Here is a 19,979-nt window from a genome sequence, read left to right on the forward strand (position 1 = left end):
AATCATGAAACCAGTACGTAAAGCGATTATTCCAGCGGCAGGATTAGGAACACGTTTTTTGCCTGCAACGAAAGCATTAGCAAAAGAAATGTTGCCAATTGTCGATAAGCCAACTATCCAATTCATTATTGAAGAAGCTTTGGCATCAGGGATTGAGGATATTGTCATCGTTGATGGTAAGTCAAAGCGTTCAATTGAGGATCATTTTGATTCAAATCCTGAATTGGAGAATAACTTACGTGAAAAGGGTAAGGACGAGTTACTAAAGATTGTTCAAGAGACAACGGATATTAACTTGTACTTTATTCGTCAATCACATCCTCGTGGTTTAGGGGATGCTGTATTGACTGCTAAGTCATTTATCGGTGATGAGCCATTTGTTGTGATGTTGGGTGATGATTTGATGAGTGATGAAGAGCCTTTGACAAAGCAATTGGTTGATCGTTATAACACAACTGGTGAATCAACTTTAGCTGTTATGAAGGTGCCTCACGACCAAGTATCTGAATATGGTGTGATTGCCCCTGAAAAAGAAGTTGAAGAGGGTCTCCACCAAGTTAACACCTTCGTTGAGAAGCCAAAGCCAGAAGATGCACCATCTGATTTGGCAATTATTGGTCGTTATCTACTAACCCCAGAAATCTTTGAAGAACTTGAGAAGACTGAGCCAGGTAAGGGGAACGAAATCCAACTAACTGATGCAATTGATTCCTTAAACAAGCGTCAACATGTTTATGCGCATGAATTTAAGGGTAGCCGTTACGATATTGGATCAAAGATTGGTTTCTTAACGACGAACATTGAATTTGGTCTAAAGCACCCACAAACGAGTGAAGACTTGAAAGCATATATCAAGGAACTAGCCGCTAAATTAGACTAATCAATGATGTATCAATACTGAAAACTGCGAGTTTTTGACATCTGTCGGCTCGCAGTTTTCATTTACAAAAAGTAAGCCAAAAAACTTGCTTTCTAAATCAAAGAATGTAAAATAATGTAGTAGAAAGTCGAGAAGACGATAATAAGCAAGCGCTTGAAGGGGAGGTGTTGTTATGACCCAACACTATGACACAATAATTTTAGGTGCAGGTCCTGGTGGCATGACGGCGGCAACGTATGCTTCACGTGCAAACCTGTCTGTACTAATGATTGATCGCGGGATATACGGTGGTCAAATGAATAACACAGCCGAGGTCGAAAATTATCCTGGCTTCAATAGCATATTAGGTCCAGACCTTTCTGAAAAGATGTATCAATCTTCAACACAATTTGGCGCTGAATATGCTTTTGGAACAGTCTTACATGTCCAAGCACAAGATGACGGTTCATGGCGTGTTGTGACGGATATGGATGAATACACAACTAATTCAGTCATTGTAGCAACCGGTTCTGATTATAAGAAACTAGCTGTACCTGGTGAGGATGATTATTCAGGACGCGGTGTATCTTACTGTGCTGTTTGTGATGGTGCATTCTTCCGTGGTCAGCATGTTATTGTTGTTGGTGGTGGAGATTCTGCAGTTGAAGAAGCAACTTATCTAGCTGGTTTGGCCGATAAGGTAACTGTTTTTCATCGCCGAGACAAGTTAAGAGCCCAACAAATCTTACAAGAGCGTGCTTTTGCTAATGATAAGATTGAATTTGTTTGGAATACTGAAGTTGAAGAGATTTTAGGTGATGATAAAAAAGTTACGGGTGTGCGTGTGCATAACAATGTAACTGATGAAGTTTATACCGTTGATGCTGCCGGTGTCTTTATTTACGTTGGGGTGTTGCCAGTTTCAGATGTTGTCGCTGATTTGGGTATTACAAATGAACGCGGTTGGATCGAAACAAATGAGCGTATGGAAACAGCATTGCCTGGTATTTATGCACTGGGTGATGTTCGTGAAAAAGAATTACGACAGATTACAACAGCCGTTGGTGATGCCGCAGTTGCTGGACAAAATGTTTTTTCATATAATGAAAATTTCAAACTACAACAGCAGAAAATGACAGAAGCATAAGGTAGTGATTTGAGTGAGGTTGAGACAAGGTATTGTCTCAACTTTTCTTTTTCACTAATTGAGGGGGACACAATATGACAACCTTTTATTTTGTACGTCATGGCCAGACTTTGGCCAATGCCGCTGGATTAAAACAAGGACAAATCAATTCGGACATCACCCGCTTGGACGATACTGGTAGGCGACAAGTTAACGAGTTGGCCAAGCATTTTGATATTAGTTTTGCAGATTCTTTAGTAATCAGTCCTTTACATAGGACTGCACAAACTGCGGATATTCTTAATGAAACGGCAGGGATACCGGTTAGAACAGATGAACGGGTATTAGAAATTTCATATGGGGAATGGGATGGTAAGCAAAATCAACAGCTAATAGCTGATTTTCCAGATGTTTTTAATCCGGTCTTGCATGATGTGACAGAAAATTATACAAAATATGCTGTCAGTGGTGAAACATTTTCGCAAGTTGTTAACAGGGTAAATCTTTTTTTGAATAAAGAGACCAAACAAAATCCCGATGACCAAATCATTGTTGTTACCCATGGATTTACCATTAAGGCGGTATTAATGGCAATTTTTGGCATGAATCATGTAACCAATAATATACCGGAACCAGATAACGCTAGTGTAACTAAGTTAAAGCAAGCTGCTAATGGCGATCGTTACTTGTACTATTTCAATCGGAATTAGAGATAGAATATGTTTTTTTGGTAAAATATTAATGTCTTTTTGTGGTGAGCATGCGTATAATATTTTTTGAATAGTAATTAGGAGGAGAGCAAAGCATGGCGCAAGGCGTAAAAATTGTTGCTTCATCTCATTATGTTCCGAAAAACATTGTGACCAACGATGATTTGGCTACAATTATGGATACAAATGATGAATGGATTCAAGGACATACGGGAATCAAGACTCGGCATGTTTCGTTACAGGGAGAAAATACGTCGGATCTAGCCACTAAGGCGGCGCAACAAGCGCTTGCTCAAACAGCGATTGCACCAGCAGATATTGGGCTAATCATTGTGACGACATTTACACCTGATGGTTTTGCACCATCAACTGCAGCATTAGTACAAAGAAATTTACAGGCTGAAAATGCTTGGGCATATGATATTTCGACAGCATGTGCGGGATTTATTTTTGGCTTGAGCACAGCTGATAAATTTTTAAAAGCTGGTACAGCAAAATATGCGTTGGTCATATCCGCTGAAGTTAATTCTAAGATGATGGATTTCAAGGATCGTGCCTCATCAGTCTTTTTTGGTGATGGTGCTGGTGCATTCATATTAGAGACTAGTAAACAGTCGCTTTTGATGGCAGAAGAAATGCATACGATTGGTAATGAGGAAGTGGTACACTCTGGTGTTATTCAGCCATTACATGAACTTTCTGCGGATAACTATCCAAAAACAACGGCCTTTCATCAGGAAGGACGTCAAGTGTTTAATGAAGTTGAGCGGTTGATTCCTGATCATATTACCAATTTTTTGCATCAAAATGGCTTGGAACCAGCGGATGTTGATTATTTTATTCCACATCAAGCTAATCTTAGAATTATTGAAATGATTGCAAAAAAATTAGAACAGCCAATGGAAAAATTTGTGACGAATGTGACTAAATATGGGAATACATCGTCAGCAGGAATTGCGATGGGATTAGATGAATTGCGCCAAAACACTGTATTGACAGGCAAAAAGGTGTTATTAACGGGATTTGGTGCCGGATTTACATATGGCAGTATCTTGTGCCAATTTTAATTATAGCTGTATAATAGAAATGAGGAGGCAGAATGGACTATAGTCAGATGTTAGAACAACTAAGATCAGGTGAATTAGATAAATTTGTGGTCACTTCAAAAGAGTTTTCTGATTTTTATGTTGTATGGCGCGATTATCCCTATCAAAATGCGATTAGGGGAACTGCCGAACGTGGTGGTATAATTACATATACAGCAAAAGATGACGAAGCATCATAGAATAAAATTTATAGCTTAATAATTACAAATTGTATTTTATGAAAAAATATGTAAGCGCTTGCTAATATACCTTATACCTGATAAAATGAATGCATGAAGGTTGGTTATAATTGATTGTTGAAAGCATAATTTAACTTAACCCAAAGTAAAAGAATAATATTTAAATTTAGAGGAGATTATCACCATGGAATCACGCGAATTTCACATTGTAGCCGAAACTGGTATTCATGCTCGCCCAGCAACTTTGTTGGTACAAGCAGCTTCAAAGTTCTCATCAAATGTTACGTTGTCATACCAAGGTAAGGATGTTAACTTGAAGTCAATCATGGGTGTTATGTCACTAGGTGTTGGTCAAAATGCAGATGTTAAGATTTCTGCTGAAGGTGATGACGAGGCCGATGCCTTATCAGCTATTGCAGAAACAATGTCAGCAGAAGGTTTGACAGACTAGTTTCGTAGATTAAGTTAAACAGGTTCTAGGGGAAATAGAATGACTAATAAAATTACCGGAATTGCTGCATCAAATGGTGTTGCAATTGCAAAAGCTTATAAGTTAGTTGACCCTGATCTGTCTTTTGAGACTCGCACAATCGACGATACTCAAGGTGAGAAAGACCGCATCCGTGCGGCCTTTTTGTCTTCAAAGGCAGATTTGGAAGAAATTCGTACAAAAGCTGAAGAGTCAATGGGCGCTGATGAAGCCGAAGTGTTTACTGCGCATATTATGGTTACTGAGGATCCGGAGCTTTTGAGCAATATCAATGATAAGATTGATAGCGACAAAACGAATGCCGAGGCAGCCTTGGTAGCTGTGACAGACATGTTTATTGGCATGTTTGAGAGTATGGCGGACGATAATCCATATATGGCCGAACGTGCTGCTGATATTCGTGATGTGACTAAGCGTGTGTTAAGTCATTTGCTTGGCAAGGAGTTGCCAAATCCTGCGTTGATCAACGAAGAAGTGGTCATTATTGCCCAAGACATGACGCCTTCGGATACAGCACAACTGGACCGTCGTTATGTGAAAGGGTTTATCACAAATGTTGGTGGTCGTACGGCACATGCTGCGATTATGGCCCGTACTTTGGAAATCCCAGCAATTGTTGGTTCTGAGGTTGCTACTAAGGAAATCGCTGATGGCGATACTGTTGTCTTAGACGGTTTAGATGGTCTAGCATTAGTAAATCCAACAGCTGATGAGATGACTGCCTACCAAGCAAAGGGAGACCAATATGCTGCTAAAAAGGCTGCATGGGCTAAGTTGAAAAACGAGAAGTCTGTTTCAGCTGATGGCAAAGAGTTTATCATCGGGGCGAACATTGGTACGCCTAAGGACCTTGGTGGTGTGGCTGATAACGGGGCTGAAGGTGTTGGCCTATATCGTACCGAATTTTTATACATGGATTCGACTGAATTACCAACCGAAGAGGATCAATTTGAATCATACAAAAAGGTCCTTAAGAGTATGGATGGTAAGCCAGTGACAGTTCGTACGATGGACATTGGTGGTGATAAGCATTTACCATACTTACCATTACCTGAGGAAGATAATCCTTTCTTAGGATATCGAGCTATCCGTATTTCTCTTGATCGAGATGATATTTTCCGTACGCAGTTACGGGCGTTAATACGGGCATCAGTTTATGGACAACTATGGATTATGTTCCCAATGGTGGCAACATTGCCAGAATTCCGTGCTGCCCGTGATATCTTTAATGAGGAAAAAGCCAAATTAATTGCTGAAGGTACTCAAGTGTCAGACGACATTAAGCTTGGTATCATGATCGAAATTCCTGCTGCTGCAGTTTTGGCAGATAAGTTTGCGCAAGAAGTGGACTTTTTCTCAATTGGAACGAATGACTTGATTGGTTACTCGATGGCAGCAGATCGTGGTAATGATCGCATATCATACTTGTACCAGCCATATAATCCATCAATTTTACGCTTAGTAAAGAATGTGATTGATTCTGCGCATAAGTATGGTAAGTTCGCTGCAATGTGTGGTGAGATGGCAGGTGATCCAGTTGCACTACCAATTCTTGTTGGTATGGGACTAGACGAATTCTCAATGTCTGCAACTTCTATCTTGCAAGCACGTTCTTTGATGAAACAATTAGATACAAAAGATATGGCAAAATTAGCTGACAAAGCTGTAGATGCCGAAACAAATGATGAAGTTGTTGCTTTAGTGAAAGCTAATGTTGCAGCCGACTAGTTGATAAAAATTGTGAGAGCGACCAGAAATGGTTGTTCTTTTTTTGTGCACAATTATTAATTGTGGCATGTTATTAGCGACTTTTAACTTAAATATGTTAGCGGTAACATAATACAGACTAAAGTATACTATTATGAGAATTTATGTATACTATTTACATGTTTAAATAGGATAATTGGGATTGTTTTAGTATCGTTTAACGAAATTTATTAAATGGAAGCGCTTTCTTAAATTAGTGGTTTCATATTGAATATTTGATTGGCCTCATATATGCTAAACCCATCAATGAATAACTGGGGGAATAGACAGATGGCTACAAAATGGTGACAAAATGAGGTTGTGTATCAAATTTATCCGCGCTCTTTTCAAGATACTAACCATGATGGTATTGGTGATATTCAAGGGATGATCAATCATCTAGATTATATCCGTGATTTAGGGGTCACAATGATTTGGGTTTCACCAATCTATAAATCGCCGATGGTCGATATGGGATATGATATTGCTGATTATCAAGATATTGATCCACAATTTGGACCGCTTGATGACTTTAAAACATTTTTGTCAGAAGCTAAAAAACGTCATATTAAGGTAATCATGGATTTAGTTGTTAATCATACGTCTGATCAACATGATTGGTTTAAGCAAGCGTTAGCAGATCCGCAAAGTAAATATCGAGATTATTTTATTTTTAAAAAGACAAAAAATGGGGAAGTGCCAAATAACTGGCGTAGCATTTTTGGTGGTTCTACTTGGGAACCAGTTGTTGGTGAATCTAATACGTATTACTTCCATACTTTTGCGCCACAACAACCAGACCTTAACTGGGAAAATCCTGCGTTACGTAAGGAAATATACCATATGATCAATTGGTGGCTTGAGTTAGGCGTTGCGGGCTTTAGAGTGGATGCAATCACGCATTTGAAGAAGGACTTGGACTGGGCTAGTTTACCTGCTGATGGCAGTGATGGGTTGGTATCAGTTATTAAGAAGGGTCAAAATCGACCAGGAATTGATGTATTCCTAAAAGAATTGCAGAAAGAAACCTCTGATAAATATGATGCTGTCACAGTCGGTGAAGCATATGGGGTGCCTGAAGAAGACCTGATTAAATATATCGGACCAAATGGCTATTTCTCTATGATTTTTGATTTTTCATATATGAATATTGATGTTATAAACACTGATGAATGGTATCGCGGTCGCAATCAATGGTCAGTTAGTGATTTACGAGAGGCCCTGTTTTCATCACAACAAGTTGCTAGTAAGGTTAAGGGGACATTGGCTAATGTGTTAGAAAACCATGATCAGCCTAGAGTTTTATCAAAGTTAGTCCCAGATAAACAAAATCAAACGCCAGCAGCAGCTAAGGCCTTGGCAACGATGTATTATTTTTTGCCGGGGATACCGTTTATCTATCAAGGGCAAGAGTTGGGGATGAAAAATTTTGTCCGTGACGACATTTCGGAATTTAATGATGTTTCATCAATTAATAACTATCAAATGGCCTTGAAAGATGGTTATTCTAAGGAGAGAGCATTGGCGGCCATTAATGATAAATCACGTGATAATGCACGAGTGCCGATGCAATGGGATCATACTGAATTTGCCGGATTTTCTGACGTTGCACCGTGGTTAAAGATGGGGTCAGATAGAACAGGCATTGATGTCCAAACGGAATTAGCCGATAAAAACTCTGTTTTAAATTACTATAAGAAATTAGGGGCATGGCATCATGATCCAGTGTGGCAGAGAGTTATCACAACTGGTGATTTGCAGCCATTGCCATCACTACCTGAAACCGTCATTGGGTATCAGCGAATATTAGATGAACAAGTATTAACAGTACTCGTAAACCTAAGTTCTGATGCCATACAAATTGACAGAAACAAAAATGGTGTGATTTTAGAAAAAGTAGGGAACGTCACAATTAACGAAAAAAATATCAGTATGGCAGGGTATGGTGCCGTTGTGATAGGGCTTAATGCCTCAAGGTAAATGTGAATAAAAAGTTAAAATCTTTGTTTAGGTAGACTGCTATTAATATCAAAAATACTGAACGGCTCATTACGCATATTTGGATTAGAAAGCGTGGTATAATCAGAATAAGCACGATGAGGGGTGGTAAAAGATAATGTTACGACGACCAATTGTTATTGCAAATTGGAAAATGAATAAATTGCCAAGTGAGGTAAAGCGCTATATTGCTGAGATTTCACCGAAATTGGCGGTTTATCCACATGTTGATGCCGTACTAGCAGGACAGGATGTATTGTTAAATGCAATGGTAACTGCTGCCAAAGGAACAGCTGTTGAAATTGGGGCCGAAAACATGTATTGGCAGGATAAGGGAGCTTATACTGGTGAGACAAGTCCAGCGGCACTTGCTGATTTAGGTATTAGTCGCGTGATTATTGGCCATTCTGAGCGCCGTAATTATTTTCGTGAAACTGATGAGATGGTTAACCTAAAGACATTGGCGGCATTACGGAATGGGTTGTCACCTATTATCGCAATTGATGAAGCTGTGCAATTGGAGTCACTCAATGACCATGCACACTGGATTGTGAATCAGGTAGTTGAATCCTTAAAGGGAGTCACTCATGAAGAAATGGGTCGATTAATGTTAGCGTATGAACCGACAGCAGCGATTGGTTCTGGTCAAGCAATGGGACCTGATGCAGCACAAAAGAGTTTACGTGTGATTCGGCAGACAGTTGCCGATATGTTTGATCAGGATGTTGCTGATCATGTGCGTGTCTTGTATGGTGGTTCAGTCAAACCAGCAAATGCTTATGAGCTATTAAAGCAACCTGATATTGATGGTGTATTAGTTGGGGATGCTGCACTCGATGCAGCGACATTTATTGAGTTAATTAGTTTAGCGGAGCAGGCAAAACGTAATTTATAAAATAAAAATACGAGTGAGAATGGCGCAACCTGTGCTTATCTCACTCGTATTTTTATTTTTAATCGACAGAAGAAATTGCCGTATCAGGTGTTGGTGGGACGACTGAAGTTTCAGCTGTCTGACTATTTATGTCGTTATTCTGTTGTTCTTCTGAACTGTTATTGTTGTTAGTAGTTGAGGAATCAGAATCATTAGTATTTGGTTCTGATTCATTCGAAGAACTACTTGGTACGTTAGATGTTTCACTATTAATTGGGTCACTAGATGAGCTTGGTATGTCACTAGATGAATCCTCGCTAGATGAATCTTCATTAGAAGAACTTTCACTAGGTAAGCTTTCGCTAGAAGATGAGCTAGTAATAACAGAGCTAGAGCTGTTTGGTAAGCTTGATGAGTCCGGGTCACTTGACTCGCTCGGTAGGTTTGATTCACTTGAACTAGGTTGGCTAGTCATGGTTGAACTCGATTGTGAGCTAGGGGTGGATGTTGTCGTTTGATCAGCGGTATTATCTCGCTTAGTGGTCGTTGCTCGGGCAGACGTTTCTTGGTCAGAGGTTGGCCGAGATGAGTTAGAATCTTGTGGATTTATAGAAGTCATCACAGCTCGATTAGGATCGACAGCTTCCTCAGAGTTGCTAGAAACAACAGACACGCCACTCGCTGCTAATCGCGAACTAAATTTTTCTAAATTAGATTTAGATTCAGCTTGTGATTGTTTTTGGGATTGTGAATGGCTTGCTTGTTCCTTAGGATTTATTAGCCAACCAGAGAATGCCTGTGACGTACTAAGAAAGCAAACTGGGATGGCAAATAATAACCCTAATAGTAATGAAATAGTAAAAATTGCTCGTTTCATAAATCCCCCCGAAAAACAATAATGCAATGACAAGTACAGTTTAACGTGCTTAACAATTACATGACAGTCAATTATATAACAAAATGACAACAAATAACTTGCAAATCAATGACTAAGATGATAAAAATTATTAATAATAATTAGTTAACGTTTTGCTAATTATGATGATAATGTGAATTTTTTATGTCCCTTATTTAACTTAAAAACGTCGTTGTTAGCATATACTGTGAATTATGTTACAATAAGTCCCGAGGGATATTCCCATATATAACTATACTTTCAAGAATAAGTAAGGAGAAGACAACATGTCTGCAATTACTGATATTTATGCACGCGAAGTTTTGGACTCACGTGGTAACCCTACTGTTGAAGTTGAAGTTTACACTGAATTAGGTGGCTTTGGTCGTGGTATCGTGCCATCTGGTGCTTCAACTGGTGTTAACGAAGCTGTCGAATTACGAGATGGTGACAAGGGCCGTTTCCTAGGTAAGGGAACTTTGAAGGCTGTTGAGAATGTTAACAAGGTAATCAAGGACAAGTTGGTTGGTATGGATGTTACCGATCAAGTTTTGTTGGATCACACAATGATCGACTTGGATGGTACGCCAAACAAGGGTAAGTTGGGTGCCAATGCTATCTTGGGTGTTTCAATTGCTGCTGCTCGTGCTGCAGCTGATGAACTAGGTACACCATTGTACAACTACCTTGGTGGATTTAACTCAAAGGTTTTGCCAACACCAATGATGAACGTTGTTAATGGTGGTGCTCACGCCGATAACTCAGTTGATTTCCAAGAATTCATGATTATGCCAGTTGGTGCAAAGTCAATTGCTGAAGCTGTACGTATGGGTTCAGAAACGTTCCATGCATTACAAGCTTTGCTAAAAGAATCTGGTCACTCAACTGCTGTTGGTGATGAAGGTGGTTTTGCCCCTAACTTTACTTCAAATGAGGAGCCTTTCCAATACTTGTTGAACGCGATCGAACGTGCTGGCTACAAGCCAGGTAAGGATGTGGCAATCGCCTTTGACGTTGCCTCTTCAGAATTCTATGATCATGAAAAGAAGATTTACACATTAGCTGGTGAGCCTGATAAGAAGGAATACACAACTGATGAGTTTATTGACTACCTAGAAAACTTGATCGAAAAGTACCCAGTTGTATCTGTTGAGGATCCTTTGGCAGAAGCTGAAGATTTGAACGATGAAGAACAATGGGATAACTGGTCAAAGTTGACTGAGCGTCTTGGTAACAAGGTACAAATCGTTGGTGATGACTTCTTTGTTACAAACACTGACTACTTGTCAAAGGGTATCGCTAAGGGAGCTGCTAATGCGATCTTGATCAAGGTTAACCAAATTGGTACTTTGACGGAAACTGTTGAAGCTATCGAGATGGCCAAAGAAGCTGGTTACACAGCTATCGTTTCACACCGTTCAGGTGAGACTGAAGATACAACGATTGCTGATTTGGTTGTGGCAACTAATGCTGGTCAAATCAAGACTGGTTCAATGTCACGTACTGACCGTATTGCTAAGTACAACCAATTGATGCGTATTGAAGATTTGTTGAGTGACAAGGTTGCTGAATACAAGGGTATCAACAGCTTCTACAACATTGACAAGTCTGCACGTGATGGCATTGTTAGCTACGAAGCAAAGTAATTAATTATTTATAATAACTAAAGGTGAGACCGAGCGAAATATGTTCCGTCTCACTTTTTTTATTGAGACAATTTATTACCTATGTTATGCTATAAAAGTATATATGATTAAAGATAGAAGAAAGAGGAGGCACCGAGATGTACGACACACTATTAACGGCAATGATTGTAGTGGGTGCACTGATTATTATTGCAGTTATGATGCAACCATCTAAGCAACAGGATGCTTTGTCAGCATTGTCAGGTGGCGGTGGTGGTGACTTGTTTGCAACCCAAAAGGCCCGAGGATTTGTTGCTGTGATGCAACGAATTACAGCAGTCCTTGCAGCAATCTGGTTTATTTTGGGATTGGCGCTTGTTTACCTTTCTTCACATTAAAAATTTACCAGTGCGCAAGACCTCTCGTGACATATTGTACGAGAGGTCTTTCATTTTAAGAATAGCGAGAAATTAATGGATTTACAAAATTTACAAGACCAATTATTTGGCTTTTTGAAAGGAAATCCGACCCAAGCGTATCCAGCACAAACGTTAACAGATGGGTTGCGATTAAATGATGCGAATGCTTTCAAATCAGTTGTACAAGCTTTAGCAGCTTTGGAACGTGCTGGCAAAGTTAAAGTTAATGATGCAGGTGCATTTCAATATAATGCAGATCATGAAGGAGTCATTGGTACATTTAAATCTAATGACAAAGGGTTCGGATTTGTTCATTATGATGAAAAAGCACCGGATGTGTTTGTTAACCCAGATAATACGGCTTTTGCAACACAAGGTGATGAAGTGCGTGTCAAGTTGCTTAATAAGGGCGACGATAAGCGTGGTCCTGAAGGTAAGATCGAAGAAATTATTACACGTGGCCGCGAACATGTTGTTGGCGAATTCTCCTTAGGTAGTGCTTACAAAGGCTATGTCGGTAGTATACGTTTGACTGATAAGAAGTTTTCTTCCTTTGAGTTTTTAGTTAAAGAGGGGGGCTTGGTTGCGACAGATGGTGAAGTGGTTATGGCTTCAATCGCAACGTATCCTTCTGCGGAAATGCCCAAACACTTTACAGGTGTAATTACAGAGAAAATTGGTTATAAGGATGATCCAGGTGTTGATATCTTGGAGATTGTTTATAATCATGATGTGCCACACGTATTCCCTAAAGATGCGATGAAACAAGCCGAGGCCATTCCTGATGAGGTATTGGATAGTGAATGTGAGGGTCGTGAAGATATTACTGATCAACCATTAGTAACCATTGATTCTATTGAGTCAAAGGATTTGGATGATGCAGTCGTTGTATGGAAACTGCCAAATGGTAATTTCCATTTGGGTGTCCACATTGCTGACGTCTCACATTATGCGGTTGAAGGCACACCATTAGATGAAGAGGCTTATAATCGAGGCACATCTGTTTATCTAACGGATCGTGTGATTCCAATGTTGCCTCGTAAAATTTCAAATGGGATTGCTTCATTAAATCCAGGCGTTGATCGACTAGCTATGTCAGCTGAAATGGAGTTTACACCAAAAGGTAACTTAGTTAGTCACCGTCTGCACACCTCAGTGATGCGATCACATGCGCGGATGACTTATAAAGCAGTTAATGCAATCTTAGATGGTGATGAAGAGACTCGTTCTGAGTATGCGGAACTAGTGCCAATGTTTGAAGAGATGGCTGAATTGCACGATATTTTGTCGGCAAAGCGTACTGCTAGAGGTGCTATCGAGTTCGATGCGCCTGAGGCAAAGATTATTGTTGATGAAGAGGGTAAGCCAACGGATATCGAATTGCGTGAACGTGGTTTATCAGAGCGAATTATTGAATCATTTATGTTAGCAGCTAATGAAACTGTTGCCATGCATTTTGACCTAGCTAAGGTACCATTCTTGTATCGTATACACGAAGCACCAGATGCTGATCGTGTGCAGAGCTTTGTTGATTTTGTTAAAGCCTTAGGTGCACCAGTTAAATTGGATCCTGAAAACGTCAAGTCAACTGATTTGCAAGCTATTCATAATTTCTTTGTGGATCGTCCTGAAGAGCAGATGGTTTCGACAATGATGTTGCGGACAATGAAACAAGCAAAGTATTCAAATGATCCATTGGGTCACTTTGGTATTGGGGCAGAATATTATACACACTTCACTTCACCAATTCGACGTTACCCTGATTTAACGGTTCATCGTTTGATTAAATGGTACGAGAAAAATGGTTTGGGTGAAGAGGCACAGGCTAAGTATGCCGATAAATTAGCCCAAATTGGTGAGGATACATCAGTTAAGGAACGCCGTGCGGTTGATACTGAACGTGACACTGATGCAATGAAGAAGGCCGAATTCATGATGGATAAGGTCGGCCAAGAGTTCGATGGCGTTGTGAATGGTGTTTTGAAGTTTGGCATGTTTATTTCGTTGGAAAACACGGTTGAAGGTTTGATTCATGTGTCTAACTTTACGGATGATCAGTATGTCTATGATGAAGCTCATATGGCATTGATTGGTCGTCGCTTGCACCACATTTACCAGATTGGTCAACCAGTTAAGGTACGTGTTGTTCGTGTTGATAAAGAACAAGCATCGATTGATTTCGTATTAGTTGATCCAGATGAAGCACCAGTCACAGATATTAAAGTACCTGATGAACATCGAGGAGCCTTTGGTAAAAACCGTGGTGGACGTCGGCAACATGATAAGCGAAATCATTCATCAAAGGGGAACAAGACCCATAATGATGGTAAAGCTTTTGGCGCTTATCAAAATAAGCGTAAGCCGGATTCAAAACATCAAGGAACTAATCGTAAAGGACGTCATAAGTAATTAGAATTAGGGGGTTGTCATGGCTAAGAAAAAGCGGCGCACACATGGTGCGTTGGCAACTAATAATAAGGCACGATATAATTATGCGATTGCTGAAACCTATGAAGCTGGTTTGGAACTGACCGGTACGGAAATCAAATCAGTTCGTGCCAGAAAGATTACGATAGGGGATGGCTTTATACAAATTCGTGATGGACAAGCTTGGTTAGATAACGTGCATATTAGCCCGTTTGAACAAGGTAATCGATTCAATCACGATCCACTACGTAGTCGGCGATTGTTATTACATAAAAAAGAAATTAAAAGTTTACAAGTAGCTGTTGCGCAACAAGGAAAAACAATTGTACCCTTAAAAGTTTATCTAAAACGTGGGTTTGCAAAAGTTTTGATTGGTGTTGCAACGGGTAAGCGAAACTATGATAAACGTGAAACAATCAAAAAGCGCGATCAAGATCGTGAATTACATCGAACACTAAAGAAACGTTATTAATAATTCCTAAAAAACTGGTTTAATTTGGATGCCAATGTGCAAAACTAATTAAATCAGTTTTTTTGTTGTATCATAAAATGCGCCATATGTCAGGAAAACTAACATTAAATAACCCTTTATGAATTGAAGAGCGTAAAATGTGTTGGTATGAATGTGAAAATAATAGTCTTGGAGGAAATAGACAATGCGCAAGTGGTTAATTAGTTTAATGGCATTGGTGGGACTAGCAGTCGGTATTATCGTTAGTGTACCCGCTGCCCACGCAGCAACGCCAAATTATACCATTACAACTGATACAACATTTCCACCGTTTGAGTTTCAAACGGATGGTGGTAAATATCGTGGAATTGATATGGATATGTTGAAAGAAATTTCAAAACGTGAGAACTTTACCTATACGTTAAAGCCAATGAGTTTTAATGCTGGTGTGCAGGCAGTGCAGGCCGGACAAGTGGATGGTATCGTTGCTGGTATGTCAATTACAGATGAGCGTAAAAGTACTTTTGATTTTGGAACACCATACTATAAGAGTGGTATTGTGATGGCTGTGTCACCTAAATCAGATATCAAAGGTTTGTCTGATCTAAAAGGGAAAACAGTTGCTGCTAAAACGGGTAGTGCTGGGGCAGATTATGCTCGTGAAATATCAAAGAAGTATGGGTTTAAAGTAACTTTCTTCAATGATTCAAATACTATGTATAATGATGTGGCAATCGGCAATACGGTTGCTGCTTTCGAAGATCAACCGGTTATGGCATATGCGATCAAGCAAGGTACAAATCTAAAAATTGTTACGAAACCAGCTAAAGGAAACTGGTATGGATTCGGAGTTAAAAAAGCTGCCAATGCAGAGCTATTAAAGAAGTTTAACGCAGGTTATGACAAAATTGTTAAAGATGGCACTTATGACAAAATCGTTAAGCGGTACCTAGGAGACGGTGGTTATAACTACAAGAAAAATGCAGCTGATCAAACGACAGATAAGACGACAATTTGGGATTTGGTCAAAGAGAATCAGAGTGCTTTATTAAATGGTTTAGTTAAGACGCTCGAGTTGACCATGGTTGGTATCATTCTGGCAGCTATTTGGGGTATCTTCTTAGGAATTTTGGGCGTTATGCCAAGCAAGTTAGCACGTGGCCTATCAACGACGATTATTTATATTTTCCGTGGCCTACCAATGCTTGTGTTAGCTTTCTTTATCTATATTGGAATTCCTAATTTGACCGGACAAAAAATTCCAGCATTCACAGCGGGAGTTATTACATTGATCTTAAATGAAGGAGCCTATATTGGTGCGTTTGTAAGGGGCGGATTTAAATCAGTTGCGCCAGGTCAACTTGAAGCAGCCCGGTCACTTGGATTGCCTTATGGTAAAGCAATGCGGAAAGTTGTCATGCCACAAGGAGTTCGCTTGATAATTCCAAGTTTCATTAATCAATTTATTATTACGTTAAAGGATACGTCAATCTTGTCAGCAATTGGTATTATTGAATTAACGCAAACAGGTACTTTGATTATTGCTCGTAATTTGCAAGGATTCAGAGTTTGGTTAATGATTGCAGTATTATATCTTATTGTTATTACACTATTAACTTGGTTATCAAATTGGGTAGAAAAGAGGATCAAATAATGGCAACAGTTATTGAAGCACGCGATGTTCATAAGAGTTTTGGTAAAAATGAAGTGCTAAAAGGATTGAGCTTGTCTGTTGAAGAAGGGGAAGTTGTCGTAATGATTGGCCCTTCTGGTTCTGGTAAATCTACATTTTTACGTTCGTTGAATAAGCTTGAGGACATTAATAGTGGTGAGATTACTATTGATGGGCAAAATGTTAGTCAACCAAAGGTAAATATTGATAAAATCCGTGAAAAAGTGGGGATGGTTTTTCAACATTTTAACCTTTTCCCACATCTAACCGTGATGGAAAACATGATTTTAGCACCGGTCCAATTAGGAAAAATGACTAAAAGTGAAGCGACAGCGCATGCTAAGCAACTTCTAGAGCGGGTAGGTTTGGCTGATAAAGCTGATGTTAAACCAGATACCTTGTCTGGTGGTCAAAAACAACGTGTTGCCATCGCTCGAGCTTTGGCAATGAATCCAGAAATTATGTTGTTTGATGAGCCTACCTCAGCATTGGACCCGGAGATGGTTGGTGATGTCTTATCAGTTATGAAAGAGTTAGCTAAAGAAGGTATGACGATGATTGTGGTGACCCATGAAATGGGATTTGCGAAACAAGTAGCTGATCGCGTTGTCCTTTTTGCTGATGGCTATATTCGTGAAGCAGGTACACCGACAGAAATTTTTAATAACCCACAGGATCCACGTACACGTGATTTCCTAGATAAAGTTTTGAATGTATAAACTTTTTGACAATGTTTAAGGGGGCACCAATCAACCAGGCTAATGGTTGATTGGTGCCCCCTTTTTATGGTTATAGGCAAGCCTTATGGGTGATTGATTATTACTCTTTAGGTAAATATTTTAGTGAATTAGAATTGATAAATGGCGTTAATGTTGGGGCTGGCGCATTAAAAATACTTGGCCGAGCCAGTGGATGACCATGGGCAATAAATTGCCAGCGGTCTAAAAAAGCAATAATTAATAATAAAAGTGGTTCTTGGTTGGTTTTTGCGATATGGATAGACAAACGTTGATCCCTGATTGGGTTAGCGGTAGCTAGCTGCTGTCTGACCGTTTTTATTTGAAAGCGGCGTTTTTCAAGGCTACCAAGTACCAGCCAGTTTAAATTGTTTACAAATAATAATTCATGTAATTTTAGAGACAATCCTATTGATCCGACCGTTTGTTGTTGATTCGTTAAAATAAAACGAGGCAAGATACCACTCGAAACTTGGGTGATTTCAGCAAGCGGGTCGTAAGACTGGTCATAGATAGTGAGCTTGTCATGACGTTGACCAATTTGTCCCGAAATAATATATTTTATATCATTCGTATAGGTTGTGAGAGTCGTTATACCGTCAAACTGTTCGCGGATTTTCGACATTAGTAAATCATGCATATCAATACCTCGTTATATCATGAAGATAGTACGATAAAAATTTTCAAGTCGATGTATAATATGGTTTCATTTTTTGGGGATAATTGATGCCCCTTCAACTTTTATTTTAACATAACCCTGTTTGAACTGACTTTTGTCAGTATAATAGGGTTAGTTATGAATTTATTAATTAAGAATAGGAGTTAATATGCCAGAATTATTACCAAAGGACTGGGCAGAAGCATTGCAACCAGTGTTACAGCCGAATTATATTGGTCGTGTGCAAGAATTTCTAGATACTGTCTATTTAATCGATACGGTTTATCCAGAACGACAAAATGTATTTGCTGCGTTAAAAGAAACACCACTAGATAAGGTGAAAGTTGTTATTCTAGGTCAGGATCCTTATCCAAATCCCGACCAAGCGCAAGGCCTGAGCTTTTCTGTGCCAGCAACGATGGCATTGCCTAAGTCTTTAATTAATATATACAAAGAGTTGGTTGATGATTTAAATGTTGATGCACCAAAGGATGGTGATCTACGGCGATGGGCAAAGCAAGGCGTTTTATTATTAAACACGGTTTTGACAGTTCCAGCTCATCATGCTGGTGGCCATGCTGGTGAAGTATGGGAACCACTGACTGATGAAATTATTAAATTAGTGGCGCAACGTGATCAAGCCACGGTCTTTATTTTGTGGGGAAAGCAGGCCCAAAATAAAAAATCGTTGATTCAAGGTGAAAAAAACTTAGTACTACAAGCACCTCATCCAAGTCCATTATCTGCGTACCGTGGTTTCTTTGGTTCTAAACCATTTAGTCAAACAAATGACTTTTTGCAAAAAAATAATCGTTTACCAATCAAGTGGGCCTAGATAAAAAATGCTGTTTCTTACATGCAACACTTAGAAACGGCTATATATCAATGGATGAAAAGCCTGTATGGTATAATAAATTGTGTAATACAATAATAATTTAGAAAAGAGACGGGGGTTTGTTGATCATGGAGTTGTTTGAGCAATTAGCAAATAAAATTAAGGGACAAAATAAGACACTTGTATTTCCTGAGGGGGAAGATGCTCGCGTTCAAGGTGCAGCAGTACGATTAGCTGCTGACGGATTGGTTAAACCAATCTTATTGGGAAAGCAGTCATTAATTGATGCAACTGCTGAAAAACATCAATTTGATTTATCAAACTTAACAGTTATTGACCCGGCTAGTTATCCTGATGATAAGTTGAAGAAAATGATTCATGAACTTGTTGAGCGCCGTCATGGCAAGACAGACACAGCAACTGCTAAGAAGTGGGTTGCTGACGTAAATTATTTTGGTACGATGCTGGTTTACATGAACTTAGCTGATGGTATGGTATCCGGTGCGACACATCCTACTGGTGATACTGTGCGTCCAGCATTACAAGTAATAAAGACTGCCCCAGGTTCATCGCGTATTTCTGGTGCGTTTGTGATGCAACGAAACGATGAGCGTTATATTTTTGCTGATGCAGCTATCAATATTGATATTGATGCGCAAACAATGGCTGAGATTGCAATTCAGTCAGCCAAGACAGCCAAAGTCTTTGGGATTGATCCAAAAGTTGCTATGTTGAGTTTCTCAACAAAGGGATCAGCTAAGGCACCACAAGTTGATAAGGTTACCAAGGCAACTGAAATTGCTAAGGAATTGGATTCGTCATTAGCGGTTGATGGTGAGTTACAATTTGATGCAGCATTTATACCAGAAGTTGCTCAGTCAAAGGCTCCTAAGTCAGAAATCGCTGGCCAAGCAAATGTCTTTGTATTCCCTGATTTGCAGTCTGGTAATATTGGTTATAAAATTGCCCAACGATTAGGTGGATTTGAAGCAGTTGGTCCAATTTTACAAGGGTTAGCTAAGCCAGTTTCAGATTTGTCACGTGGCGCCAATGAAGAGGACGTCTATAAAGTCGCTATTATTACGGCTGCGCAAGCATTAGAAAATTAGATAAAGTAGCAAATAAAAGCGACATAACACATATTCGTTGGTGATTTTACAGATGATAGGTGT

At 39.4% G+C, this 19,979-nt stretch carries 19 protein-coding genes; 17 read left to right on the forward strand and 2 right to left on the reverse strand.

Features of this window, described 5'->3' with window-relative positions:
- The first annotated feature begins 4 nt into the window (after positions 1-4).
- From galU to tpiA, 9 genes are all read left to right on the forward strand, one after another.
- Positions 5-880, forward strand: a complete 876-nt coding sequence (galU, locus tag FOL01_RS02745) for a UTP--glucose-1-phosphate uridylyltransferase GalU (RefSeq protein ID WP_075269216.1) — start codon at positions 5-7, stop codon at positions 878-880.
- 172 nt (positions 881-1,052) lie between these two features.
- Positions 1,053-2,006 (forward strand): thioredoxin-disulfide reductase, encoded by a 954-nt coding sequence (gene trxB, locus FOL01_RS02750; RefSeq protein ID WP_075269218.1) that lies wholly within the window; start codon positions 1,053-1,055, stop codon positions 2,004-2,006.
- A 74-nt stretch (positions 2,007-2,080) separates the two neighbouring features.
- Complete coding sequence (locus FOL01_RS02755) at positions 2,081-2,695, forward strand: histidine phosphatase family protein (protein WP_075269220.1); 615 nt, start codon at positions 2,081-2,083, stop codon at positions 2,693-2,695.
- A 95-nt stretch (positions 2,696-2,790) separates the two neighbouring features.
- The gene (locus FOL01_RS02760; RefSeq protein WP_075269222.1) at positions 2,791-3,762 is read left to right on the forward strand and encodes a beta-ketoacyl-ACP synthase III; all 972 of its coding nucleotides are present in this window, start codon (positions 2,791-2,793) and stop codon (positions 3,760-3,762) included.
- A gap of 32 nt (positions 3,763-3,794) precedes the next feature.
- Positions 3,795-3,980, forward strand: a complete 186-nt coding sequence (locus tag FOL01_RS02765) for a protein YkzS (RefSeq protein ID WP_075269224.1) — start codon at positions 3,795-3,797, stop codon at positions 3,978-3,980.
- 184 nt (positions 3,981-4,164) lie between these two features.
- A complete protein-coding gene (locus FOL01_RS02770; protein WP_075269226.1) occupies positions 4,165-4,431 on the forward strand; it encodes a phosphocarrier protein HPr in 267 nt (88 codons plus the stop codon).
- Between the two features lie 39 nt (positions 4,432-4,470).
- Positions 4,471-6,198 (forward strand): phosphoenolpyruvate--protein phosphotransferase, encoded by a 1,728-nt coding sequence (gene ptsP, locus FOL01_RS02775; protein WP_075269228.1) that lies wholly within the window; start codon positions 4,471-4,473, stop codon positions 6,196-6,198.
- Between the two features lie 339 nt (positions 6,199-6,537).
- Positions 6,538-8,196, forward strand: coding sequence for a glycoside hydrolase family 13 protein (locus tag FOL01_RS02780; protein WP_237342643.1), 1,659 nt, complete (start codon positions 6,538-6,540; stop codon positions 8,194-8,196).
- 136 nt (positions 8,197-8,332) lie between these two features.
- Entirely contained in the window at positions 8,333-9,109 is a 777-nt protein-coding gene (gene tpiA, locus FOL01_RS02785; RefSeq protein ID WP_075269230.1) for a triose-phosphate isomerase, read from the forward strand.
- A gap of 58 nt (positions 9,110-9,167) precedes the next feature.
- On the opposite strand, the gene FOL01_RS02790 is transcribed toward tpiA, so the two are convergent.
- Positions 9,168-9,965: a hypothetical protein gene (locus FOL01_RS02790; protein WP_075269231.1), complete on the reverse strand. Its 798-nt coding sequence runs from the start codon at positions 9,963-9,965 to the stop codon at positions 9,168-9,170.
- Positions 9,966-10,270: 305 nt separating this feature from the next.
- Between FOL01_RS02790 and eno the strand changes: the two genes are divergently transcribed.
- The 6 genes from eno to FOL01_RS02820 all read left to right on the forward strand — a co-directional run bounded on the left by eno (position 10,271) and on the right by FOL01_RS02820 (position 17,296).
- Positions 10,271-11,629 carry a phosphopyruvate hydratase gene (eno, locus tag FOL01_RS02795; RefSeq protein ID WP_075269232.1) on the forward strand — a complete coding sequence of 453 codons (1,359 nt, stop codon included), beginning with the start codon at positions 10,271-10,273 and terminating at the stop codon, positions 11,627-11,629.
- A 137-nt stretch (positions 11,630-11,766) separates the two neighbouring features.
- The gene (secG, locus tag FOL01_RS02800; RefSeq protein ID WP_075269233.1) at positions 11,767-12,006 is read left to right on the forward strand and encodes a preprotein translocase subunit SecG; all 240 of its coding nucleotides are present in this window, start codon (positions 11,767-11,769) and stop codon (positions 12,004-12,006) included.
- A 75-nt stretch (positions 12,007-12,081) separates the two neighbouring features.
- Entirely contained in the window at positions 12,082-14,436 is a 2,355-nt protein-coding gene (rnr, locus tag FOL01_RS02805; protein ID WP_075269234.1) for a ribonuclease R, read from the forward strand.
- Positions 14,437-14,455: 19 nt separating this feature from the next.
- Positions 14,456-14,926 (forward strand): SsrA-binding protein SmpB, encoded by a 471-nt coding sequence (smpB, locus tag FOL01_RS02810; RefSeq protein ID WP_075269235.1) that lies wholly within the window; start codon positions 14,456-14,458, stop codon positions 14,924-14,926.
- 184 nt (positions 14,927-15,110) lie between these two features.
- Positions 15,111-16,559, forward strand: coding sequence for an ABC transporter substrate-binding protein/permease (locus FOL01_RS02815; protein WP_075269237.1), 1,449 nt, complete (start codon positions 15,111-15,113; stop codon positions 16,557-16,559).
- Positions 16,559-17,296, forward strand: coding sequence for an amino acid ABC transporter ATP-binding protein (locus FOL01_RS02820; RefSeq protein WP_075269238.1), 738 nt, complete (start codon positions 16,559-16,561; stop codon positions 17,294-17,296). Before FOL01_RS02815 ends, FOL01_RS02820 begins: the two co-directional genes overlap by 1 nt.
- A 100-nt stretch (positions 17,297-17,396) precedes the next feature.
- On the opposite strand, the gene FOL01_RS02825 is transcribed toward FOL01_RS02820, so the two are convergent.
- A complete protein-coding gene (locus tag FOL01_RS02825) occupies positions 17,397-17,954 on the reverse strand; it encodes an LURP-one-related/scramblase family protein (protein ID WP_075269240.1) in 558 nt (185 codons plus the stop codon).
- Positions 17,955-18,141: 187 nt separating this feature from the next.
- Between FOL01_RS02825 and FOL01_RS02830 the strand changes: the two genes are divergently transcribed.
- Entirely contained in the window at positions 18,142-18,807 is a 666-nt protein-coding gene (locus tag FOL01_RS02830; RefSeq protein ID WP_075269241.1) for a uracil-DNA glycosylase, read from the forward strand.
- Between the two features lie 128 nt (positions 18,808-18,935).
- Positions 18,936-19,916 carry a phosphate acetyltransferase gene (gene pta, locus FOL01_RS02835; protein WP_075269242.1) on the forward strand — a complete coding sequence of 327 codons (981 nt, stop codon included), beginning with the start codon at positions 18,936-18,938 and terminating at the stop codon, positions 19,914-19,916.
- The last annotated feature ends 63 nt before the right edge of the window (positions 19,917-19,979 follow it).

The organism is Weissella thailandensis (assembly GCF_001932615.1).
GTDB lineage: Bacteria > Bacillota > Bacilli > Lactobacillales > Lactobacillaceae > Weissella > Weissella thailandensis.